Origin of the sequence: Pontibacter korlensis (assembly GCF_000973725.1) — a bacterium.
In the GTDB taxonomy this organism is placed as follows: Bacteria; Bacteroidota; Bacteroidia; order Cytophagales; family Hymenobacteraceae; genus Pontibacter; species Pontibacter korlensis.
The window spans coordinates 206,125-230,282 of the sequence record NZ_CP009621.1; the positions used below are offsets into that span (position 1 = coordinate 206,125).

Consider the following 24,158-nt stretch of genomic DNA (forward strand, 5'->3'; position numbering starts at 1 on the left):
AATGGTACAGGCACAAGCTTTCTGTTTACCCTGAACCTTTAATGGCAGCAGCAGAGCAAACAAATGCATGGCACCAACAGTTTACTGTTGACATGAGCTACAGCACTACTCGTATACACGTTTGGAAGCTAAATTTTGTTGATTAGCTTCCAAAACACATACTCAACCTTCAAACCAGCACACCTTCCTGTGAACAAGAAGAAGATCTTTAATGACCCTGTCTACGGCTTTATAACAGCCCCAACAGAGCTTATATTTGATATTATTGAGCACCCTTACTTTCAGCGACTGCGCCGCATCAAGCAGCTCGGGCTTACAGAGATGGTGTACCCCGGAGCGCTGCACACCCGTTTCCACCATGCCCTTGGTGCCATGCACCTGATGGACACAGCTTTGCAAACACTACGCAGTAAAAATAACGAAATAAACGATACCGAATTTGAGGCATCGCTTATTGCTATACTGCTGCACGACGTAGGCCACGGCCCTTTCTCGCATGCGCTCGAAACAGCCATTTTCAAAAATGTACATCACGAGCACCTGTCGCTGCACATCATGCACCTATTGAACGAGCAGTTTGGCGGAAGATTGAGTATGGCGATTGATATTTTCACAGATAACTACCACCGCCGCTTTTTCCACCAGCTCGTTTCTAGCCAGCTGGACGTAGATCGCCTGGACTACCTGAACCGCGACAGCTTCTATACGGGTGTTTACGAAGGCAAGATCGGCGCAGACCGGATCATTAAAATGCTGGATGTGGCCAACGACAAGCTGGTAGTAGAGGAAAAAGCCATCTATAGTATAGAGAATTTCCTGGTGAGCCGCCGGCTCATGTATTGGCAGGTTTACCTTCATAAAACCGTGATCAGTGCTGAAAACATGGTATTGCGTGTCGTGCAGCGAGCCCGGGAACTGATGCAACGTGGTGTAGAGGTACCAGCCAGCCCCTGCCTCCGCTTCTTCCTATCCTCAGATTTAGCTATGGAGGATTTTAAGCAGGACAAAAGTATTCTGGAGCGCTTCGTAGCACTAGATGATCATGACGTATGGAGTGGCATTAAGGAGTGGGCACTCCACCCTGACTTTATACTTTCTTATCTGGCCCAGAGCATCTTGAGCCGCAGGTTGTTTAAAGTGTATATTTCTACCAAGCCCATCGATAAGGAAATGCTGCTTGGCTTAACAGAGCTGGTACAGGAGAAGTATAACCTTTCAGAAGAGGATGTAAAGTACCTCATGATTTCGGGCGATATTGGCAACAACGCCTATGATGTAGAGGGTCAAACCATCGATATGCTCACTAAGTCAGGCTATGTGGTAGATGTAGCCGAAGCCTCTGACTTGCCAAACATCCGTGCCCTAAGCTATAAGGTTGAGAAACACTTCGTATGCTATCCTAAAGAGGTAGCACATTGATAAAAGCTCTGCCTTGTGCTTTTCCTGGTGTATAACAAGACTTGCTACAGGTGATCAAAGTATAAACTTGAATAGCTCGTGGAGTGGTGAGATTTTTTCTTAAGTTTGCACCCCCAATGCATTAGCGTTTTTGAGTTTTTGCTCTAATTTTACAAAATGGAATTTACTGTTCAACAGATAGCTGACCTGCTGCAGGGCAAAGTAGAGGGAGACAATTCTGTCAAGGTCAGCACGTTAGCCAAAATTGAGGAAGCCCAGTCGGGTGCCCTCGCATTTCTTTCCAACCCGAAGTACGAGCCATATTTATATAGCACCAACGCAAGCGTCGTAATCGTTTCTGATACGCTGGAACTGAAAAAGAGTATCAATACTGCTCTGATTCGAGTGGCAGATCCTTATTCTAGTTTCTCTACATTACTCCACTATTACCAGACAGCATTGCTAGCTTCTAAAACAGGTGTAGAAGAGCCTTGCTTTATGGGCCAGGGCAGCGAAATTGGTGAGAACCATTACCGCGGCGCTTTCTCCTATATTGGCAGCAACTGCAAAATAGGCAAGAATGTACGCATTTTTCCGCAGGCTTACATTGGTGATAATGTGCAGATTGGCGACAACACCACCATTTTTGCTGGTGTAAAACTCTACGCCAATACGGTGGTAGGTAGTAACTGTACCATACACTCCGGCGCTGTACTTGGCAGTGATGGTTTTGGTTGGGCACCTCAGGCAGACGGTACCTACAAGGCTGTGCCGCAGATAGGTAATGTGGTGTTGGAAGATGATATCTCCATTGGTGCAAATACGGCTATAGACTGCGCGACCATGGGCTCAACCATCATCCGCAAAGGCACTAAAATTGATAACCTGGTGCAGATTGCCCACAACGTAGAGGTTGGCTCTGACACTGTCATAGCTTCTCAGTCCGGTATTTCAGGCTCCACTAAAATTGGGAATAACTGCGTTATTGCAGGCCAGGTAGGTATTGTGGGCCACATCACCATTGCCAACAAAACAACCATTGGCGCACAGTCAGGCGTGTCCAAGTCTGTCAAAGAGGAAGGGCTGATCATTCAGGGCTCCCCTGCCTTCGACTATAAGCAGAACCTGCGTGCCATGACCGTATTCCGCAAATTGCCAGAACTCCAGCGCGACCTGGAAATGCTAAAGGAAAAAGTATAGACATTTCACGCGGTGTATACCAAGGTTATCTTTAGCATCAAGCAGACGGATTCCGGGCGTTTACCTAAAGTGATATAGAAAGTATAGATCATGAAGCAAAGCCGCAGCAGCAACTTCTGCGGCTTTGCTTTTTTAAGTCTTTGCAATTCAAATGTAGGCTTAGTACTCCATTCCTACCTATACTTTTCCTTACTAGCCGCTACTTTATCCATAAAAATTGGCAATAGCCTATTTAATATCTTAAGTTTGCAGGGGCAAAGGGCTTGGCCTGTAACAGCCTGCTCTGTTCGTCTTCGGCAGCGCGCCTGCTGCTACAAAGACACAAGCAATAACACGACTACAGATACGTGAATGAACGATAAACAGCACACCATTAAGGCTCCGGTAACTGTATCGGGCATTGGGTTGCACACCGGCGTGGTTTCCAACATGACGTTCAAACCCGCTCCAATCAACCATGGTTATAAATTTCAGCGCATTGACCTGCCAGGCCAGCCTATAGTTGCCGCCGATGTAGACAATGTGGTAGACCTCTCCAGAGGTACCACCATCGAGCAGAACGGCGCACGCGTTAACACCGTGGAGCACACGTTGGCGGCACTGGTTGGCTTGCAAATAGACAACGTACTCATTGAGCTGGATGGCCCTGAACCGCCAATTATGGACGGCTCTTCTATCGAGTTCGTAAAGGCACTGCACGAGGTGGGTCTGCAGGAGCAGAACGCACTCCGCAACTTCTTCGAGATTACACAAGGGCTTAGCTACAAAGATGACGATCGAGGTGTCGAAATAGCGGCGCTACCGCTGGACGACTACCGCCTGACCGTGATGGTGGATTATAACTCCCCTGTACTTGGCAGCCAGCATGCCTCTATTACAAACCTGAACCAGTTTGAGAAAGAGATCGCCCCGTGCCGTACCTTCGTGTTCCTGCATGAGCTGGAGATGCTCTTTAAGCAAAACCTGATCAAAGGCGGCGATCTGGACAACGCTATCGTGATTGTGGACCGCGTGGTGAAGGACGATGAACTGACTCACCTATCCGAGCTCCTGCAGAAGCAGAAGGTAGAGGTGAAAGAGGAAGGCATTCTCAACAACACAGAGCTGCGCTTTAAAAATGAGCCGGCACGCCACAAACTGCTGGACCTGCTTGGTGATTTGGCTTTGATTGGTCGTCCGATCAAAGGACAGATTCTGGCGGCACGTCCTGGTCACGCTGCCAACATCGCTTTTGCCAAGAAGGTGAAAAAGCTGATCCACGAGACAACGATTAAAAACGTGCCGACCTACGATCCGAAGAAAAAGCCGGTGATGGACATCAACCAGATTGCCGCTACGCTGCCGCACCGCTACCCTTTTCTTCTGATAGATAAGATCATCCATTTAGACGATACGATGGTTATGGGCGTTAAGAACATAACCATGAACGAGCCATTCTTCCAGGGCCATTTTCCTGGAAACCCCGTTTTGCCGGGTGTTATCCAGATTGAGGCCATGGCACAAACAGGCGGGATTCTTGTACTCAATACTGTGGAGAAGCCGGAAGACTATTGGACCTATTTCCTTGGTATAGACAAGTGTCGCTTTAAGCGCAAAGTGCTTCCGGGCGATACCATTATTTTTAGATGTGAACTGCTGGCTCCTATTAAGCGCGGCATTGCCAAAATGAGTGGCCAGGCCTTTGTTGGCGGTCAACTGGTAATGGAAGCTGAAATGTCGGCAAGTATAGTAAAGAAAGACGCATGAATCAGCCATTAGCATACGTACATCCAGAGGCTAAAATCGCGCAAAATGTCGTAATAGAGCCATTCGCTACCATTCATAAAAACGTAGAGATTGGTGAAGGCACCTGGATCGGCTCTAATGCCGTGATCATGGAAGGTGCCCGCATCGGCAAGAACTGTAAGGTTTTCCCGGGTGCAGTAGTATCTTCTATACCTCAGGACCTGAAATTTGCCGGAGAGGTAACCACAACAATTATCGGCGATAACACCGTTATCCGTGAGTATGTAACAGTGAGCCGCGGCACCATTGATAAAATGAAGACCGTAGTAGGTAGCAACTGCCTGGTTATGGCCTATGCCCACGTAGCACATGATTGCCTGGTAGGGAATAACTGCATCATTGGTAATTCAGTGCAGATGGCAGGGCACGTTGAGGTTGGGGATTTTGCCATCATCAGTGCAACCAGTGCGATTCACCAGTTCGTCAAGATCGGTTCTCACTCCTTTATCTCCGGCGGATCGCTGGTATTGAAAGATGTGCCTCCGTTTGTGAAAGCTGCACGTGAGCCACTCTCCTATGCTGGTATCAACTCGATCGGGCTTCGCCGCAGGGGTTACGTGAGCGAGCAGATTAATGATATACAGCATGTGTACCGTCTTCTGTTTATGAATGGCCTCAACAACAGCCAGGCCCTGGATAAGATCGAGGTAGAGCTATCGCCAAGCAAGGAGCGCGACGAGATCATCAATTTCGTGCGTAACTCAGGCCGCGGTATCATAAAAGGCTATTTCGCTAAGGATGCAAGTTAACCTAAAGCACTTAGGTAAACGCTATAACTACGAGTGGATTTTCCGGAACCTGACTTACACGTTTGAGTCAGGCACCTCATATGCTGTTTTAGGGCATAACGGGTCCGGGAAATCCACTCTTCTTACTATTGTAGCCGGACATAACCTGGCAAGTGAGGGAGAATTAATTTATACTGCAGCAGGCAAAACGGTCGCAGCAGATGAGGCTTACCGCCACCTGTCGCTTACAGCGCCATACCTGGAGTTGGTAGAGGAGTTCACCCTGCTTGAAATGCTTGACTTTCATACCCGTTTCAAGCCACTGCGGCATAACTTAACCAATCTGCAGCTCATCGACCGCATGGGGCTGGAAAGGTCAAAGTATAAGTCTGTAAAGGACTTCTCCTCTGGCATGAAGCAGCGCCTCAAACTGGGGCTGGCCATTTACTCTGACAGCAGCATGCTGGTGCTCGATGAGCCTACTACCAACCTGGATCATGAAGGAGTTGCCTGGTATCAGGAGCATGTAAACCTGAACAAACAGGATCGCTTGATAATTGTGGGCTCTAATATCGAGCACGAGTATAACTTCTGCGATCAACAGCTGCGCATCTCAGATTATCACGCAGTTCCTAAAAAGTAGCTGTGGCTGAAGAGTAGTTCCTGGCCACTTGCTAAGGGAAACTAGTACAACACGTATAATTTAGCTCTTAAACAGCTACCAAATTACGTCTGAGCTGCCTAACTTTGTAAACACACAAAACGCATACTATGGGACGCGCATTTGAATTTAGAAAAGCCCGTAAATTTAAACGCTGGGATAAAATGTCGAAGGCCTTTACGCGCATCGGCAAGGAGATAGTTATGGCTGTTAAAGAAAGCGGCCCCAACCCTGACACTAACTCACGTCTGCGTACGGCCATTCAAAACGCCAAAGGCGTTAACATGCCAAAAGACCGTATAGAGGCTGCTATCAAGAGAGCTTCCTCTAAAGAAGAGAAAGATTACGAAGAGGTAGTATACGAAGGCTATGCACCACACGGTATTGCTGTAGTGGTAGAATGCGCCACAGATAACCTGAACCGTACGGTAGCCAACGTGCGCATGCACTTTTCGAAAGGCGGCGGCTCTTTAGGCAAAACAGGCTCTCTGGATTTCATGTTCGAGCGCAAGGGCATCTTCAAAATATCTGCTGAGGGTGTAGACTTAGAGGAGCTTGAGCTTGAGTTGATCGACTTTGGTGCAGATGATATCTATGAGCACGAAGGCGAGATCATTATCGAGACTCCTTTTACTGAGTTCGGCAACATGCAGAAGGGGCTTGAGGAAAAAGGGCTGAATGTGATCAGCGCAGAGGTACAGCGCATACCGACTACCCGCACCGAACTGACAGAGGAACAAGAAGAAGAGGTATTAAGTATGATCGAGCGTTTCGAAGAGGACGACGACATACAAGCAGTATACCATAACATGGCATAGTGCCACAACTCCATAAAGTATAATGGCTGCCCAGGTCTCACTTTGGGCAGCCATTTTTATTAAATTAAACGTAAGCACCCGTAGTTTACACAAACAAAACCCAACATGCTCCTATACATACTCTTTTTTATTGGCTTTGTGATGCTGATCAAAGGTGCTGATCTACTTGTAGACGGCGCCTCCTCCATAGCAAAGCGGTATGGCTTGTCTGATATGGTGGTGGGTTTGACAATTGTCTCTTTTGGTACTTCGCTTCCTGAGCTCATCATCAACATACTCTCCAGTATGCAGGGGCAGTCAGAGCTGGCCATAGGCAACGTGTTTGGCAGCAACGTAGCAAACCTGCTGCTCATACTTGGGATTACAGCGCTTATCTGCCCGCTGCCCATAAAGCGCAATACCATCTTAACTGAGATTCCTTTTTCACTTATTGCTACCCTGCTGGTGGGCTTTTTGGCCAATGCCACCTTACTTAATACCCGGACAGAGCTTTACATAAGCCGTTTGGATGGCGGTATCCTGCTTTTCTTCTTTGTCTTGTTTATGGTTTACATCTACAACATAGCCAAGACAAACAAAGACGAGGTACTGCCTGATGATAATGCAGAGATGATGCCTATGGGCAAGTCTGTTCTTTTCATCGTTTTGGGTGCGGCGGGCCTTTTCCTTGGGGGGAAGTGGGTGGTAGATGGCGCCGTGCACATTGCCCAGTCGCTGGGACTAAGCGAATCGTTCATTGGACTAACTGTCGTGGCCATTGGCACCTCGCTGCCGGAGCTGGTTACTTCTGCCATGGCTGCCTACCGCCGCAACATCGATATAGCTGTGGGCAACGTCGTGGGTTCTAACATCTTCAACCTACTCTGGATCCTGGGGATCAGCGCCCTTATTAGCCCCCTTCCCTTTAACATGATGAACAACGCTGACATTATCATGATGATCCTGGCCAGCACGATGCTCATCATCGCTATGCCGATTGGCAAGCGCAATGCTATTGACCGTTGGAACGGCATCGTGTTTTTGTTAGTGTACTTTAGCTACATTGGCTACCTGGTTGTGCGGGGATAATACAGGCAAAAAGTCAGTCTAAAGCTTTGACACTCCCACGCCTAAAGGCAGTAGGATTCTTGGGCTACCGAACCATTGTCCTTGTATATCTCCCAAGCTGAAACGGTCTGCCCGACCGCCTTATTTCTTATATTTCTAGCTGCGTTCACATCCCTGTCCAGGACATGTCCGTTAGCTCTGGGTCCAATACCTGTCCGATAGTTTCAGGTCGGTGTTGCGCCAGCCACATACCCAGCAGTCCTGAGAGGTATGGTGGGGGGCTACTCTGTGAAACTCCCGACCATACCATTTGGACTTGTAGGCTAACATCTGCACAAACTGATACCACCCAGCATCGCTGATGCTTTTGGCAAGTTTATGGTTCTTGAGCATATGCTGCACTTGCAGGTTCTCAACTACAATCGCTTGGCTCTCGCGAATGAGTTGCGTGCTGAGTTTATGGTGGAAGTCCTTGCGGGTGTTGCTCACTTTCTGGTGCAGCCTGGCAAGCTTTGCGGCAGCCTTTCGCCTGTTACTACCACCTTTCTTTTTTCTCGATACAGCACGTTGCGCTCTCCTTAACTGGTGCTGATAGCGGTACAGGTGCCTGGGATTATCCACCACCTGACCGTCTGAGGTGACAACAAAGGATTTTATACCGACATCCAAACCTACCACATTGCTTATCTGTGGTAGTCGCTCAATATCCACCTGGCAACACAGCGTCACATGCCACCCATCGGCTTCCTTGACAACGCTGGCTGTCCTGATAACCCCCTGCACATCCTGTGACTTGCGGTACTTGACCTTGCCGATCTTGGGCAGTTGTACTGTACAGGTATTCTCGTGCAGCTTCACCCCCTGCTTGTAGGTGAAGGAGCGATACTGGCCTCGCCTGGCGAACCTGGGGAATCCCTTGCCCTGCTTAAAGAAACCATCGTAGGATTTGAACAACCTGTCGGTCACCTCCTGTAAAGTTTGTGAGTGCACGCACCCGATCCATTCCACGTCCCTGGCGATAGCAGAGAGCTCTTGCTGCATCTGGTTCTTGCCGATGGAAAGCCGGTGGTTTGTGTACAACTGCTTCTTATAGTCCAGACACAGGTTATAAACATACCGGCACGAGCCGAGCCACTGTGCGAAAGCCTGTGCCTGCGCCCTGGTGGGTTTGAGCCGGAAGCGGTATGTCTTGATCTGGTTCACGGCTGCTTTTGGCGCCTTGCCCGGTGCAGGGCATGTTTGCTGCAGCAAAGGTAACAGCCGGCAAGTGCAGGCGGTAGAACATAGGGTAAGATCGAACCCAGCAAAAGTGAAGGAATGTCGCACCACATCGAGTGGTTCAAAAAGAAAACCAAATTCATCCCTTGGCTAAAGCCCCAAGGTACTGTCTTCAAAGTCAAGGATTTTGGTTGCATTTTTCTTATTTGTTTCTTATCTTCACTCTACCTGAAAGAGAGCTCCCGGGCCGACTGGTACTGGAAGTTCATCTTGCGTAGCCCTGGCCTGAGCTGGGGCTATTTCTTTTTCTGCTGTTTCTGGCTGCGTTTCCTGCGTTATTGCGTCTTTGTCAGCTGCGCTGACACCTGAAAGAGAGGCTCCGGCCTCCTGGATTTGGATGTTGTTTTTGGGTTCCGCTGGCTGCTGCCCATAACGTGCATCATAGGCTTCATTCTTGCGCCACAGCGTCCAGAGCAGCACCAGCAGCCTGCGCTGCACGGCCACATACGCCTGCATCTTGGTCTTGCCCCTTTTCACGAGCCGCTCGTAGAGGGCAGTAAAGACAGGCTCTTTATAACGTACTACTGTAAAGGCCGGCAGGTGCATGGCCCGCCGGATGTGGGCGTTGCCTTTCTTTGATATTCTGCTTCTGCCCGAGCGTGTCTAGTGCAAGGGCTTTCTCCTTCCCTTTCTGTTAGCTTACGTTTAAGAGCCTGATAAAATTGAACTTACGCTTATACTGCCAAAGATATGAGTGTTAGGGCTTTCTTTGGCATTTTCTCGTAACCATGGTCATACTGTGAGGCCGGCTAGTAATTTCAAGCAGGCACAATTGCATGCAGGCAACTTAGAAAAGTTCAACTAAATTCAATCAAATAGCTTGCCTATCCCCACCCCTTTCCTTCCCCCTTACCCACCTGTTTACACTGCTTGATACTGTTGATCGCTTCTTGCCGAATTACCAGGCGCAGTTTTCAACATGTTTGCCCTTATTTGTAAAGCTCTTTAAGGAGGCATATGCCTACTTCATTCAGTACTCACTCAATTTATAACACCTCTTGTACGTCAAGTTTACAACACACATCAAAGCAAGCTAAGCGATTACAACACAGCTTCTTAAGCATCATACCCTCTAAAGTGAAGTAGTCATGACGTAGTTAAAAAGTAGTCAAAATGTAGCCCCTTCTTTTGAAAAATCCTTTTTTCACTCTAAAATTATGGCAAATTACAAGTGTAAGGGTGCGGTTTACCATCGTCTATCCCTACGTTGCACTCTTGCTCAGGCACAAGCAACAACTGCGTCTAACCTAGTAATTGACTAATCACAACTATTTAAAAAGTAATAAATCACTTAACTATAAAACCCTTTATGAGAAAACGTTTATACACAGCACTCGGCTGTATCACCTTGGCAACCTGCGTTAGTGCCAGCACGACGGCAGGAAGCATAAGAGACCTTCGGCCGCTGCCTCTGGAAACTGCCCAGGCTGTTACCGTTTCAGGTAAGGTAACAGATGAGAGCGGTACTGCCTTACCTGGGGTTACAGTTATCCTTAAAGGAACAACAAAAGGTACAACTACCGATGTTGCGGGTAACTACTCCCTGGACCTGCCTGAGGGGAATGGAATACTTCTATTTTCATACATTGGCTATACCACACAAGAAGTACCGGTAAATAACCGATCAACGATCAATATCACCTTGGCTTTGGACACCAAAGCCTTGGAGGAAGTAGTGGTAGTAGGGTACGGCACGCAGAAAAAAAGTGTGGTAACGGGAGCTATTAGCAGTGTGAAGTCCTCAGACCTGGAAAACCAGCAAATAACCAGGGTAGAGCAGGCCCTGCAGGGTAGAACAACCGGCGTTACTGTGGCTTCTAACTCTGGTGCCCCTGGTTCTTCTGCCACAGTACGTGTAAGGGGTATCACCACTCTGAACAACAATGATCCGCTGTACGTAGTGGACGGCGTTGTGGTGAATGGTGGCATTGACTACCTGAACCAGGCCGACATCGAGTCTATTGAGGTATTAAAGGATGCTGCCTCTGCCGCTATTTATGGTGCACGCGCAGCCAGCGGTGTTATCTTGGTTACTACAAAACGCGGTAAGGCTGGCGCTATCAATGTAAGCTACAATGGTTACTATGGCACGCAGGGTCCTGCCAGAAAGCTTGACCTGTTGAACGCTACACAGTATGCTACGCTGCGAAACGAAGCTTCTGTAGCCGGAGGTGGTGGCATTGTTTATGAGGACCCTCGTGCGCTAGGCGAAGGCACAGACTGGCAAGAGTATGTATTCAACGATGATGCCCGCATTCAGAACCATGAGTTCAGCGTTAGTGGAGGCAACGACAAATCAACCTTCTACAGCTCTTATGGCTATTTGAGCCAAGAAGGTATCGTTACGAGCGAAATATCTAACTATAAGCGCCACAACGTTCGTCTTAACTCCACACACAAAGTCGCCGAGTGGCTGACAATCGGGCAGAACCTGGGTTACTCCCATATAAAGAGCCAAGGCGGTTTGAACCCTAACACAGAGTTTGGTGGTCCGCTTAGCTCAGCTATCAACCTGGATCCTACTACGCCAGTACTCATCACGGATCCAGTTATTCTGAACGACCCGAACAGTGTCTACAACAGACAGCCTACTGTACGCAACCCACAGGGCTACCCATATGGTATCTCTACTACGGTACAGCAGGAAATGACGAACCCTCTAGCTTACATTCAAACGCAGTTAGGTAACTACGGCTGGTCAGATAACATTGTAGGTAACGTTTTTGCAGAACTAGAGCCAATAAAAGGCCTTAAATTCCGCTCTACGTTGGGTACCAAACTAGCCTACTGGGGAGGTGAGAGCTTTAGGCCTATATACTACCTGAACGCTTCTTCTGTAAGCAATCAAACAGCTTTTAACCGCGACAGAAACCAGACCTTTGACTACAACATTGAGAACATCCTCTCCTACACCCGCACCATAGATAAGCACAATTTCACTTTATTGGCAGGTCAGGGAGCGTACCGTGATAACCACACAAGTGGTGTGTACATCTCCTTCTCAAACATACCGGCAAACACTTTTGACGAGGCATCTTTCAACCTGAAAGTGCCTACTGCTAACAGAACAGCAGATGCCTACGAAGGAATTGACCATACTGTAAGCTCTTTGTTTGGCCGCGTGGTTTATAACTACGATGAGAAATACCTGTTTACAGGTATTGTGCGCCGCGACGGTTCTTCCAGGTTTGGTATCAACAACAAGTATGGCTACTTCCCTTCTGCCTCCCTTGGCTGGGTAGCGTCCCGCGAGGCTTTTTGGCCAACTAACAAGGTGGTAGACTTCCTCAAGATCCGTGGCTCTTACGGTGTAGTAGGTAATGATGCCCTGGGTAACTTCAGATACATTTCTACAGTTGGCTCAGGCAGAAACTATACTTTCGGTAACGATAACTACCTGATTGGCTATAGCCCGGATGCACCGGCAAACCCAGACCTGAGATGGGAAGAAACAACACAGACCAACTTTGGTTTTGAGGCAAACATCTTCCAGGATTGGAGCCTGACATTCGATTGGTACACCAAGAAAACATCCGGCATTCTGCAGCAAATTGATTTACCTGGCTATGTTGGTGCTACTGGCAGACCTTGGGGTAATGTTGCAGACATGGAAAACCGGGGCGTAGAGGTGGAGCTGGGCTATCGCAAGCAGATCGGTGAGGTGAGCTTTGGTGTGAACGGTAATGTTTCTTACCTGGAAAACAAAGTAACCTTCCTGGGCGACGGCAAACAATTCTTAGAAGGCGGAGAAGGTGTACAAAACATCGCCTACCCACTTACACGCATGGCAGTAGGCCAGTCGTACGGCGCGTTTTACGGATTCCGCACACTTGGCATCTTCCAAAACGAAGAGGAAGTACAGAACTATGTTAACGCTGAGGGCAATGTCATACAGCCAAACGCGAAACCTGGCGACTTCCGCTGGGCTGACCTGAATGATGATGGTCAAATAGATGCCGATGACAGAACCTTCATTGGTAAACCACTTCCAGACTGGACTTATGGTATTACACTGAATGCCGCTTACAAAGGTTTCGACCTGTTAATCTTCGGACAAGGTGTTGCGGGCAACCAGATATTCCAGGGCCTGCGCCGCCTGGATATTCCAACCGCTAACTGGCAGTCTGCTGCCCTGGGTCGTTGGACAGGTGAAGGTACCTCTAACGATTACCCACGCCTGACAACAGATGACACCAACCGCAACTTCACTTACCCATCTGACTTCTTCTTAGAAGACGGCGACTATTTCCGCATCAAGACCCTGCAAATAGGTTATACGCTGCCAAGCTCGCTTACATCCAAGCTTTCCATGCAAAAAGCGCGTGTGTACGTGAGCAGCAACAACTTACTGACCTTTACAAAATACACCGGATATGACCCAGAGATTGGTGGCAATATCTTCGGTATAGACAGAGCTTTCTATCCACAGGCTCGCTCCTTTATGGTAGGTGTTAACGTGGGATTCTAATTGCTTTTAATCAAGAAATACAATGAAAAGAAGATATATACATTTCTTAGCTATAGCTGCACTGGGTTTACCCCTGTTCAGCTCATGCGAAAAAGAGTTCCTGGAAGTAGACCCTAGAGGAACCGTACTGGAATCTAACTACTACAGCAATCCAGAGCAGGCTTTTGCTGGCCTGGTAGCGGCCTATGACCCACTGGGCTGGGAAGCAGGCGGCACCTACCACAACATTGGCGCCATAAACGGAGCCTCTGATGATGCCTATGCTGGCGGTGGTGGTTCATCTGACATGAACACCTGGCAGGTATGGAACAACTACACACTTGACCCGGCCATTGGCCCGCAAGGTGAGTACTGGAACAGAAACTTCACAGGCGTGTCCCGTACCAATACCTTGATAGAAAAGGCTGAGGCTGGTATACCTGGCTTGGATGCTAACACAACGGCAAGGTACGTAGCCGAGGCAAAGTTCCTGCGCGCTTACTACTACTTTGACCTGGTGCGCCTTTTCAGGAACGTGCCACTCTTCACGTCATCTATATCTACAGACCAGATTTACAACGCGACACAGGCTACTCCTGAGGAAGTTTATGCTCAGATAGAAAAGGACCTGGCTGATGCTATACCGAACCTACCTGTTACTGTTCCTGCGGCTACAGAAGGCGGGCGCGTAACACAAGGTACAGCAAAGGCTTTACTGGGTAAGGTGCACCTGTATCAGCAAGAGTGGAGCGCTGCTGCTGCCCAACTTGCAGACGTTAACGGTACACCAGGTGGTACAAGCCAGTACGGCTATAGGCTGCTGGATAACTTTGGGGACATCTTTAGCCCGGGCAACAAGTTCCACAGCGAGTCTATCCTCGAGATTGTGCACACGACCGTGGCTAATGCTGACTGGGGCAGCTGGCCAAACTTTGAAGGTAACGTTGGTGTCACCATGTTCGGCCCCAGGGGTTATGCTGGCCCAACTTACGTAGCAGGCTGGGGCTTTAACCCGCTTACCCTTGACCTGGTGAATGCACTGAAGGGAGACCCTCGCTATAAGTATACTGTAGCCAACATCGACAGCCTGGAACAAGCAGGGGTCGCCACCTATGAGAAAGGTTACCAGAATACAGGCTACTTTGTAGAAAAGTACGCTCCTAAAGTTGAATGGAAGAGTGCAGGTGGTGGTGAGCCCCTGTTGAACTGGCCAAACGATTATATTGAAATACGCCTGGCAGATACCTACCTGATGGAAGCAGAGGCACTAATTCAGGGCGGTGGGGACGCAACCCGCGCTGGTGAATTGCTGAACGCTGTGCGTGCTCGTGTCGGCCTGGCTCCTGTAGCTCCAACACTGGAAAACATCTACAAAGAGCGCCGCCTGGAACTTGCCACAGAAGGACATCGCTGGCATGATCTTGTGCGCACAGGAAGAGCTGCAACAGTATTGGCTCCTTTCGGATTTGTGGCTGGTAAGCACGAAGTACTTCCTATCCCACAGGCTGAGCTTAACAACACAAAGCTTGTGCAAAACCCTGAGTACAGGTAAGGTCCGGGCTACAATATTAACATAGAAAAAATCATGAAATACAACGTATTCATATCCAGAGTATACTCTTTTATGGCCGCTTTGCTGCTAACAAGTATGTTTGCGGCCTGTACGCCAGAGGATTCAGATTCGGAGCTGGCTCCTGCCCCTTCTTCTGAGATGGTGCAGTTTTCGGCAACACCTACCACCGAAAATCCAAACATCATCAACTTCAAGAACGAGACCCCTGGCGCTTTCAAAGCTATCTGGGACTTCGGTAACGGTGCTACTGCCGAAGGTCAGCAGGTACAAGGAGCCTTTGCTGTAGAGGGGGACTACACTGTAAAACTCACGGTATTTACGAGTGGCGGTTATGCTGTTAACACCAAAACTATCCACATTGCTGAAACAAATGTATCGATGCTTAACCGGGAGGACTACAACTTCCTGACAGGTGGTGCAAGCGATGCAGATGGCAAGACCTGGGTGATGGAGAAAGAGTTTAAGGGGCACCTGGGCGTAGGAGATGCTGCTGCTGCTGACCCTACTCCAAACTGGTGGGCTGCTGGGGCAAACGAAAAAGCCGGGCTTGGTTTATATGATGATGAGATGACCTTCAAGCTGGAAGGCTTTTCTTACACTTATAAGAACAACGGCGACACCTATGCAAACAAGGACTATGCTTCTGACTTGGGTGGCAGTAATGCTGCTGCAGACGTAACGGTTTCTTACACTCCTCCAACCAATATGTCGTGGACTATCACAGAAGAGAACGGCAAAAAATACCTGACCCTTTCCAACAATGGCTTCATGGCCTACTATGTAGGTGTATCTCGATACCAGATCCTTGCTTTAAGCGAAAACGAGATGTACCTGATGAGCTCCCAGAAAGGAGCACCAGGAAATGCCTGGTTCTACCGCTTTGTTCCAAAGGGCTATACCAGACCTGTAGAAGAAAAGCCGTACAAGATCACCGACATCTACGATAACTTTGATGAGGATGGCAACATAGTATGGAAAACGGAAGCGCTGACCTTGAATGAAAGCTACGATAATCCTGCCCCTTTCCCGATCAACACGTCAGCCAAAGTGGCCATGTATGTGAAGCAGGAAGGACAGCCATATACGTTTGCTAACATGTTCACCGACTTTGAGCATAAGCTGGACCTGCGTGAGCGCCACGTGTTTAAGCTGAAAGTGTTTATCCCGAGCTACAACGACTTCACATCAGCTGAAGGCGAATCCTGGGCTGACCCGCACCTGCTAAAGCAAGTATCCATGAAGCTGCAGGATGGTTCTTCTGCACAGCCATGGGTAAACCAGGTAGAGGTAAAACAGCAGGTAAGCGAACTTGATAAATGGGTTGAATTAACCTTTGACTTTGGTGCTGCTGAGGTAGTCAGCAGAAAAGACCTGGATAGAATCATCATACAGGTAGGTGGCGAGGGGAACTATATTCCTGGCATCTTCTTCCTAGACGATTTTGAATTGGTAAAATAAGCCAACAGAGAAAGCCAGGGGTAATTCTCTGGCTTTCTCTGTTCTACTCAAAACATTAGTAAAGTCACTGATAGCATGAAGTTATCGGTGCACCGTGTCCTTAAACCTCATGGATCTATGTTGCTATTAAATATGAAACGGGCTGTACTCACGCTAGCTGCCTTCAGTACCCTACTCTCCTATGCTTCCTGTTCTGAAAGTGAAACACCGAAGCCCTTTATATCTACGCCACAAACACCTGCAGATAAAAACTGGAAGTTTGAGAGCACCCCTACATGGGCTGATGAGTTTAACTACACCGGCCTTCCAGATAACTCCAAATGGGGATACGACCTTGGCGGCGGCGGTTGGGGCAATAACGAGCTACAGTATTATACAGACAAGGCATCAAACGCTAGCGTAGCTAATGGAGTACTTACCATTACAGCCAAAAAAGAAGCTGAAAGTGGCATGGACTATACTTCTGCCAGGCTGGTTACCAAAAACAAAGGCGACTTTAAGTATGGCAGGTTTGAGATACGCGCTAAGCTGCCCACAGGTAGGGGCACCTGGCCGGCTATCTGGATGCTGCCTACTGACTGGGAGTATGGAGGATGGCCGAAGTCAGGTGAAATTGACATTATGGAGCATGTAGGTTACGACCAAAACAACGTGCACATCACTGTTCACACAGAAGCTTACAATCACGGCAAGGGTACTCAAAAAGGCAAAAGCAAAATTATACCAACTGCCAGCACAGCGTTCCACAACTACCGTGTAGACTGGACTCCTTATGCCATAAGAGGATATATTGATGATCAGCAGGTTTTTGAGTTCATCAACGAGGGCAAGGGCTATGCTTCATGGCCTTTTGACAAACGCTTCCACCTGTTGCTCAACATTGCTGTAGGCGGTAACTGGGGCGGAGCCCAGGGCGTGGACCCTGCTGTTTTCCCACAGTCAATGGAGGTTGACTATGTGCGTGTCTACAAAATGATTGAAGAATAATCCTGGGAGCTATCTGTAAGCTACTATAGGAATGTAGGAGCTTACAGATATTGCTAAACAAAAAGCCCCGCAGCCAATGCGGGGCTTTTTGTTTTTATTTGCTAATACTTAAGTATAAACTCCGTCAGGTTTACCTCTTGCCCCAGGTTCAGCTTTTTCCGTAGGCGGTACCTGCTGGTTTCTACACCACGCAGCGACAGGTTGAGCAAAGAGGCAATTTCCTTGCTGGTCAGGTTCATGCGCAGATACGCACACAGTTTGATATCACGATGCGTGAGGTCCGGATAATCATCGCGCAGGCGCCTGAGGAAGTCCTGGTGGATCTGGTTGAAATGCAGCTCAAACTGATCCCAGTTATTATCAACCTTTATGTCTTCCTCCACCGACCTTAGCATCTTACGGAGGTGGTGTCGTGCCTCCTTATCATCCACCTGCTCCATTACCACTTGTAGCTGCCCCCGAACTTTGCCTATGGTTTCAAGGCTGTGCATCACATGCATGGCAGATGAAGCAAGCTCCTTACTCTTATGAGCCAGCTCACTTTCCAGTTTCTCATTATTTAGCTTAATGATTTCCTTCTCTGCCTTCAGCACCTGTTCCATGTGCTCAGCCTCCTTTAGCCTTAGTGCCTTCTCTTGTTCGAGCCTTGCTTGCTCCTGATGCCTGCGTATACGGTTATCTGTTAGGCGTTTGAGTACCCAAAGCAGCAACAGGGCTAGCAGAACGTAGCCACCTTTTGCCCAAATGGATCTGTACCACGGTGGTAGCACGGTAAAAGTGTACATGGCCTCCCTGCTTTCCCGGTTATACACATCCCGTGCCTTGACTTTGAAAGTATAAGTCCCTTCCGACAAGTTAGTGTACTCTTTCTGCAGGGTGCTTATCCAGGGGCTCCAGCTCTTGTCAAAGCCCTCCAGCATGTACTGGTACTGCACATGCTCCTCGCCTTCATAGGCAACGCCACTGTAGGTAAACTTTACGGAGTTGAAGGCAAACGGCAGCGTTAGCTTTGCTTGGTTTGGCTGGTTTATCGCTACCTGCCCCGCATCCAGGTAGGCTCCTGCTGAAATAAGCGTGTCCTTAAGGCCGTCCGTAGCATTTACCTGCCTGATCAGGGTATAAAAAGTATGGTCAAGGTTTTTAGCCTGCAAGTAAGATGGGTGGTAATGTACAAAGCCCTCATCAATACCGATCAGCATGTTAGACTGGTCGTAGGGAGCGATGTGCTCAAAACCTCCGATCAGCTTTCCATGCAGTTTGTTAAAGATGTTTTTCTCTACCTCAAAACTGCCATTGCTCCTCTTTCGCAACACGCCCATCTGGTTGCCCGCCGAAAACCAGATATCGCCGTCTTTATCCTCCACCAGCTTACGCACGTGTACTCCCTGCTCAAACTGCTTGCTTAATAGTGGGTGGGCATCAAACCTGTCGGTACGCTTGTTATACTTATAAACGCCGCTCTCACCGGTAAAAACCAGCTCGCCATTTATCTTGAAGACATTAATAAAGAGGTTAGAGGGAAACCCGCTCTCCTCTCCATAAAAACTGACCGACTCTACTTTGTGCATGTCTGCCCCCAGCCTCAGCTTGTATACACCTTTGTAACCATGGGCAATCCACAGGTTACCTTCTTTGTCCTCTTCCATCACACGAGAAGACTCATCGAAGCCGCTGATTTTATGCTGAAACACTAGTTGCCCCTTCTCAAACTTGTAGAGCAATAGCCCAGTATAGGTACCGCAAACAAGATAACCCGGATGGTTAGCCAGCGGCATAAAGATCCAGGCGCCCCGATGGTCAGAAAGCTTACGCGCTGTGTTATTAACTATCTCAAAAGGCCCGTTATGATGCGAGAGCAGGAGCTTACCCTTTATTTTCTGCAGGTTGTAGACCTGCCCCTGGGTATTATCTACAAGCTTGAAAGGCGAAGGGTAAAGGGGGTTTTCTGTATTGGACCATGCTTTATAGTATAGTCCATCATTGGTGCCCAGGTAAAGCACATCCTTGTTCAGCAACGAAGTATAACCTGTGCCAGGCAAGCCATTGGTCGCATTGAAAAGCGTGAAAGCAGAGTTGATCTCTACATAAGCTATCCCGTTGTTCAGGGCCAGCCAAAGACTACCCGCCTGGTCCTGGTAGACATGGATCACATTACTGTTCTGCAGTCCCTTTTCCCGGTTAAGGTGCTGCCTGGGTTTTCCGGCTTTATCTACCACCAAAAGTCCGTCATGTGCAGTACCAATGGCGTACCCTTCCGTTAAACGCGTGGCAGAGTATATCTTGTTTTTTATTAGATAGTCCTCTACCGGCCAGCTCAACTTTTTAAAGTCACTGTAGCCATTGTACACATACATGCCGTGCTCCTCGGTAAACAGCAGGGACTCCCCTTTCTCGTAAGGCAGGATGGCAGTGATGACAAAATCTGCTACGATCTCACTGCCAGGTATGAGTCCAAATGTTCCGTGCTTTAGCTCAAAGATGCCTTTTTTGGGTACAGGCACCAACAGCTTGTTTTGCACCATAAAAGGAAAACCTGTTGGCGGGCCAGGTGATTTGTATACTTTTATCCTGTCATGCTGAAGGTGGTAGATTCCGGAAACGGTACAGTAAAACACCCCCTCATCCGAAGTATAGATTTTCCAGACATCGTCAAAGTCCCGATACTGCGGCGCTATCTTCTCCTTTAACGACACGTACGACATCAGCCCGGATGCATCAGGCTGCAGGTAGCCAAAGTCGTCCTGCCCCCCTACATATACCCTTCCGGTTTTATCTACGGCAAGCGAACGGGCAATAGTACGGTTTGCCAGACTGATGCGTCGCCAGTGGTTGCCGTCAAACTCGAGTACACCAAAGCTGTTGCCAAAGTACATCACCCCACGGTGGTCCTGTACAATTGCCCAGTTCTGCGGAGATGCCTTATATTGTTTCTGTGTGTAGTTCTTGATATAAGGGATACCCTCATTTTTGACCTGTGCCAGTATGGGGTAACATAGGGTGATGATGTTCACCAGCACTACAAACAACTTCTTCATTAAAATACCGCCTCTATTTGCCTTATCTGAAAGTGTGAGCACAATAGCTCAAGGTCATGATCCGGAGCCAGACTTACCTCATAAGGTAACATTAAAGTTTACACATGACAAGCAGAATGTTCTGTGTTATCATGATTTAAAGGAACATTTGGTGACAAGATAGCTAATTGTTCGCTTCTCTTTACCATACTTGCCTTATGCCTTCAGCAAGCGATTGACATTACCTATCCTTATAATTACACAAGTCTATCTTCATCTTTTATAGGTTTCGCGCGTAAAATAAACGTGCAAAATTAAAGTTAGCACTCACTTAAACAACTAAAAGCCAGCTAAATATTAGCATTTAAAATACTTCTATATCCTTAAGAGCACGCTTGGAGCAATAATACGATGCTCTCTGCTGCCACTCTTCCTCTTGTGGCCCAAGCACCCGGTATTGGGCAGAGAAACTGTAAGCACTGCAAAAATAAGAAGCAGGGTATGCTTAAAACCAATTCACCCGACTCCCCACCCCTTTGTTAAGGTAGCTGATGCGCACTAGGCCATAAGCTGTATGCCTAGCGCTGTGATCGATTTTTAATATTTAATAACTCACCTATGAAGCAAAACTTTTATTCAGCGATCGGCTGCATAACAATAGCTGTCTGTGCAAGTATGCCTACTTATGCAGAAGCAGTTTTTGCTATGCCTATGCCATTGATTCAGCAAACGGCTGATGTAACCGTTACCGGGCAGGTAACAGACGAGAACGGAAGCGGGCTGCCCGGCGTAACGGTTGTACTGCAAGGAACCACACGTGGAACATCTTCAGATGCCAACGGGAACTACTCCCTGTCAGTACCAGGCGGTGGAGGCACCCTGGTGTTTTCTTTTGTTGGTTACAAGACACAAGAAGTGCAAATAGGAAACAGATCTACGGTAAATGTCTCCCTTGCTCCAGATACAGAGACCTTGGAAGAGGTAGTTGTGGTAGGTTACGGTACACAGCAAAAGAGCCTGGTTACCGGTGCCATCTCCTCGGTAAGACAAGAAGAGATCGCCACCGTTTCCTCGACAAGGGTTGAACAGGCCCTGCAGGGAAGAACAGCTGGTGTTTCTGTACTTCCTGCTTCAGGCTCTCCGGGCAGCGGCATGCGGGTAAGGGTACGAGGAGCGGGCTCTAACGGTAATGCTGAGCCACTTTACATTGTAGACGGTATGCGTACCGGCGGCATTGAATACCTGGACCCAAGCGAGATTGCCTCTATAGAAGTATTGAAAGATGCCGCATCAGCCGCCATATACGGTGCCGAAGGTGCTAACGGTGTAGTGATCATCACTACCAAAACCGGCAACAAGGGTGCCCCCTCCACGGTTTCCTACAGTGGCCAGTACGGTGTGCAGTCGGTGGGCGACAGAATGGATTTGATGAACGCCCAGCAATATGCCGCCTACCTCAACGAATCCAGCACGGCAGGTACCATACCAGACCCTGCTGAGGTAAGTAGTATACAGGGCACCAACTGGCTGGATGAGATTTTTGAGAAGGCCCCCATGCAGCGCCACTCGGTCTCTTTTAACGGTGGCTCCGAAAAATCATCCTTCCTGATAAATGGCACCATGTTCCGGCAGGATGGTGTGGTAGGTGGCGACAAAGCCAGGTTCGACCGTTATACCGTCAGGCTAAACTCTGACCATGAGATAAAGTCCTGGCTGAATGTTGGCAACAGGTTGTCTTACTCCCATTTTGAGCGTGCTGGTATTCAGGAGGACAGCGAGTTCGGTTCTGTTATCAGCAATGCTATTTTAATCGACCCTATCACGCCGACTATTTACACCGGTGCACTGCCAGGCTTTGTTCAGGATGCGATAGATGCCGGCCTGCCCTTGGTGCGTGATGGCAGTGGTAATTACTATGGCCTGTCACAGTATATCAGAGGTGAGGTAGGCAACCCGCTGGCACAAATAGCCATAACCAAGGGTAGCACGGTACAGAACAAAGTGGTTGGCAACCTTTATGCCGATATCAAACCTTTCGAAGGATTCACGTTCACCTCACGCTTTGGTATCGATGCGGCCTTCCAGCGTAACCACGGCTGGAACCCTAGCTTCTGGTTCTCCTCAGAAAGGCTGAACACCACCGCCAACACCTTCGACACAAACGAGAACTGGTTCACATGGCAGTGGGAAAACTACGCTACGTACCAGCGCACCATTGGCTCGCACAACTTTACGTTGCTGGCGGGTACCTCAGCCCTTGAGCGCAGGTACAACAGGCTAAATGGCACCTCTTCAGGGCTGTTTGCAGAAGATGATATCTTTGCTTTCCCTGACTATACTCCTGACGACAATGACAGGATTGCCGGTACAGAGAACGCTAACACACTACAGTCTTACTACGGCCGACTCTCTTATGACTATGAGAACAAGTACCTGCTGAACCTGACTGTGCGACGCGATGGTTCTTCTCTGCTGCCCCCGGGTAACGAGTGGGGCACCTTTCCATCTGTTTCCGTAGGTTGGGTACTGTCTAACGAGGACTTTTTCCCGGCCAACAATGTGGTGAACTACTTTAAGCTGCGAGGTAGCTGGGGAGAGAACGGCAGTTTGTCTAACCTTACCATAGGCCAGTGGGCAGCGGTAATCACTTCGCAGGGTATACGCTACCCCGACGGCAACGGCGGCTACATCACAGTAGCGGAGCCTGCCGCCCTGGCAAACCCCGAGCTTACCTGGGAGACAAGCGAGCAGGTAGACATTGGACTGGACCTGGGCTTGTTTGACAACAGGCTTACCTTAACAAGTGACTACTTTGTCAAGACCACCAAAGACCTGATCACCCCAGGCACACCACCTCGGTTTATCGGCAACACCCTGCCCTTTGTGAACGGAGGCGATGTAAGAAACAGGGGCTGGGAATTTGAGCTGGCTTTTAACAACAACACCAACCCCAATGCTTTTAAGTATGAGTTTGCAGTAAACCTGACTACCCTGGACAACGAGGTTACTTTCCTCAACCCGAACGTGACCCGTATCGCAGGTACTGGTGTCGGCACAGGTTGGACAGCCACGTACTTTGAGGAAGGCTACCCTATCTGGTACTTCCGTGGCTATAAAACTGCCGGTATCTTCCAAAGCGAGGATGAAATCGGCCAGTACCTCAGCGAGAACGGTATCTCCGGTTATGACCCAGCGCCAGGCGACCCTATTGTGGTCGATGTGAACGAAGATGGCCAGATATCCCCGGATGACCAGACCTTTATTGGCAGTCCGCACCCTGAGTTAATCTATGGCGGACGCATCAACCTGAGCTACAAGGGTTTTGACTTTCTGGCCTTTATACAAGGGCAGGCTGGTAATGACGTGCTGCTGGCCTTTAACCGCGTGGACAGACCAACCGCTAACAGGCCAGCCTTCTTCTACGAAGACAGGTGGACAGGACCAGGCAGCACCAACAGCTGGTTTGCCCCTAATACCACCAGCACCTATGTGTATAACAGCGACCTGATGCTCTTCGACGGCTCCTACGCCCGCATCCGGCAGTTGCAACTAGGCTACACGCTTCCCAACGCAGTTACAGAGAGAATCAGTGTCCAGAACGCAAGGTTCTATGTGTCGCTCGACGACTACTTTACCTTTACCGACTACCCTGGCCTGGACCCTGAAGCCGGCAGCAACAACGTGAACAGCCTTGGTATTGACAGAGGGGTGTATCCTATCCCTAGAAAAGCATTGGTCGGTCTTACGTTCAACTTCTAAACCTT

Annotated in this window: 14 protein-coding genes and 1 pseudogene; 12 read left to right on the forward strand and 3 right to left on the reverse strand. The window is 48.7% G+C overall.

Annotated elements, in window-relative coordinates:
• Positions 1-189: 189 nt before the first annotated feature.
• The 7 genes from PKOR_RS00905 (at position 190) to PKOR_RS00935 (ending at position 7,658) form a co-directional block, all read left to right on the forward strand.
• Positions 190-1,419 (forward strand): HD domain-containing protein, encoded by a 1,230-nt coding sequence (locus PKOR_RS00905; protein WP_046313871.1) that lies wholly within the window; start codon positions 190-192, stop codon positions 1,417-1,419.
• Positions 1,420-1,575: 156 nt separating this feature from the next.
• Positions 1,576-2,598, forward strand: coding sequence for a UDP-3-O-(3-hydroxymyristoyl)glucosamine N-acyltransferase (gene lpxD / locus PKOR_RS00910; RefSeq protein ID WP_046308668.1), 1,023 nt, complete (start codon positions 1,576-1,578; stop codon positions 2,596-2,598).
• Between the two features lie 351 nt (positions 2,599-2,949).
• Complete coding sequence (locus PKOR_RS00915) at positions 2,950-4,344, forward strand: bifunctional UDP-3-O-[3-hydroxymyristoyl] N-acetylglucosamine deacetylase/3-hydroxyacyl-ACP dehydratase (protein WP_046308669.1); 1,395 nt, start codon at positions 2,950-2,952, stop codon at positions 4,342-4,344.
• Entirely contained in the window at positions 4,341-5,132 is a 792-nt protein-coding gene (gene lpxA / locus PKOR_RS00920; RefSeq protein ID WP_046308670.1) for an acyl-ACP--UDP-N-acetylglucosamine O-acyltransferase, read from the forward strand. The genes PKOR_RS00915 and lpxA overlap by 4 nt, the downstream gene beginning before the upstream one ends.
• Entirely contained in the window at positions 5,122-5,754 is a 633-nt protein-coding gene (locus tag PKOR_RS00925) for an ABC transporter ATP-binding protein (protein ID WP_046308671.1), read from the forward strand. Before lpxA ends, PKOR_RS00925 begins: the two co-directional genes overlap by 11 nt.
• Before the next feature lie 128 nt (positions 5,755-5,882).
• Entirely contained in the window at positions 5,883-6,590 is a 708-nt protein-coding gene (locus PKOR_RS00930; protein ID WP_046308672.1) for a YebC/PmpR family DNA-binding transcriptional regulator, read from the forward strand.
• A 105-nt stretch (positions 6,591-6,695) separates the two neighbouring features.
• A complete protein-coding gene (locus tag PKOR_RS00935; RefSeq protein WP_046308673.1) occupies positions 6,696-7,658 on the forward strand; it encodes a calcium/sodium antiporter in 963 nt (320 codons plus the stop codon).
• A gap of 171 nt (positions 7,659-7,829) precedes the next feature.
• Here PKOR_RS00935 and PKOR_RS00940 read toward each other — a convergent pair whose 3' ends face one another.
• Both PKOR_RS00940 and PKOR_RS00945 read right to left on the reverse strand, forming a co-directional pair.
• Positions 7,830-8,966 (reverse strand): RNA-guided endonuclease InsQ/TnpB family protein, encoded by a 1,137-nt coding sequence (locus tag PKOR_RS00940; RefSeq protein ID WP_084694677.1) that lies wholly within the window; start codon positions 8,964-8,966, stop codon positions 7,830-7,832.
• A gap of 108 nt (positions 8,967-9,074) precedes the next feature.
• Positions 9,075-9,500: pseudogene (locus PKOR_RS00945) on the reverse strand (transposase); the annotation flags it as partial.
• Positions 9,501-10,224: 724 nt separating this feature from the next.
• Here PKOR_RS00945 and PKOR_RS00950 point away from each other — a divergent pair.
• From PKOR_RS00950 to PKOR_RS00965, 4 genes are all read left to right on the forward strand, one after another.
• Complete coding sequence (locus PKOR_RS00950) at positions 10,225-13,383, forward strand: SusC/RagA family TonB-linked outer membrane protein (RefSeq protein WP_084694679.1); 3,159 nt, start codon at positions 10,225-10,227, stop codon at positions 13,381-13,383.
• Positions 13,384-13,405: 22 nt separating this feature from the next.
• Entirely contained in the window at positions 13,406-14,914 is a 1,509-nt protein-coding gene (locus PKOR_RS00955) for a RagB/SusD family nutrient uptake outer membrane protein (RefSeq protein ID WP_046308675.1), read from the forward strand.
• Between the two features lie 33 nt (positions 14,915-14,947).
• Positions 14,948-16,393, forward strand: coding sequence for a PKD domain-containing protein (locus tag PKOR_RS00960; protein ID WP_046308676.1), 1,446 nt, complete (start codon positions 14,948-14,950; stop codon positions 16,391-16,393).
• A 117-nt stretch (positions 16,394-16,510) separates the two neighbouring features.
• The gene (locus PKOR_RS00965; RefSeq protein ID WP_235337098.1) at positions 16,511-17,380 is read left to right on the forward strand and encodes a glycoside hydrolase family 16 protein; all 870 of its coding nucleotides are present in this window, start codon (positions 16,511-16,513) and stop codon (positions 17,378-17,380) included.
• A 101-nt stretch (positions 17,381-17,481) separates the two neighbouring features.
• On the opposite strand, the gene PKOR_RS00970 is transcribed toward PKOR_RS00965, so the two are convergent.
• The gene (locus tag PKOR_RS00970; RefSeq protein WP_046308678.1) at positions 17,482-20,415 is read right to left on the reverse strand and encodes a ligand-binding sensor domain-containing protein; all 2,934 of its coding nucleotides are present in this window, start codon (positions 20,413-20,415) and stop codon (positions 17,482-17,484) included.
• A gap of 654 nt (positions 20,416-21,069) precedes the next feature.
• On the opposite strand from PKOR_RS00970, the gene PKOR_RS00975 reads away from it, so the two are divergent.
• Complete coding sequence (locus PKOR_RS00975) at positions 21,070-24,153, forward strand: SusC/RagA family TonB-linked outer membrane protein (protein WP_071843096.1); 3,084 nt, start codon at positions 21,070-21,072, stop codon at positions 24,151-24,153.
• Positions 24,154-24,158 lie beyond the last annotated feature (5 nt).

What these genes read in the sequence shown, in the direction of transcription:
- lpxD (WP_046308668.1), top strand. Translation starts at nt 1,576, where the DNA reads ATGGAATTTACTGTTCAACAGATAGCTGACCTGCTGCAGGGCAAAGTA.
- PKOR_RS00915 (WP_046308669.1), top strand. Translation starts at nt 2,950, where the DNA reads ATGAACGATAAACAGCACACCATTAAGGCTCCGGTAACTGTATCGGGC.
- lpxA (WP_046308670.1), top strand. Translation starts at nt 4,341, where the DNA reads ATGAATCAGCCATTAGCATACGTACATCCAGAGGCTAAAATCGCGCAA.
- PKOR_RS00925 (WP_046308671.1), top strand. Translation starts at nt 5,122, where the DNA reads ATGCAAGTTAACCTAAAGCACTTAGGTAAACGCTATAACTACGAGTGG.
- PKOR_RS00930 (WP_046308672.1), top strand. Translation starts at nt 5,883, where the DNA reads ATGGGACGCGCATTTGAATTTAGAAAAGCCCGTAAATTTAAACGCTGG.
- PKOR_RS00935 (WP_046308673.1), top strand. Translation starts at nt 6,696, where the DNA reads ATGCTCCTATACATACTCTTTTTTATTGGCTTTGTGATGCTGATCAAA.
- PKOR_RS00950 (WP_084694679.1), top strand. Translation starts at nt 10,225, where the DNA reads ATGAGAAAACGTTTATACACAGCACTCGGCTGTATCACCTTGGCAACC.
- PKOR_RS00955 (WP_046308675.1), top strand. Translation starts at nt 13,406, where the DNA reads ATGAAAAGAAGATATATACATTTCTTAGCTATAGCTGCACTGGGTTTA.
- PKOR_RS00960 (WP_046308676.1), top strand. Translation starts at nt 14,948, where the DNA reads ATGAAATACAACGTATTCATATCCAGAGTATACTCTTTTATGGCCGCT.
- PKOR_RS00965 (WP_235337098.1), top strand. Translation starts at nt 16,511, where the DNA reads ATGTTGCTATTAAATATGAAACGGGCTGTACTCACGCTAGCTGCCTTC.
- PKOR_RS00970 (WP_046308678.1), bottom strand. Translation starts at nt 20,415, where the DNA reads ATGAAGAAGTTGTTTGTAGTGCTGGTGAACATCATCACCCTATGTTAC.
- PKOR_RS00975 (WP_071843096.1), top strand. Translation starts at nt 21,070, where the DNA reads ATGCCTACTTATGCAGAAGCAGTTTTTGCTATGCCTATGCCATTGATT.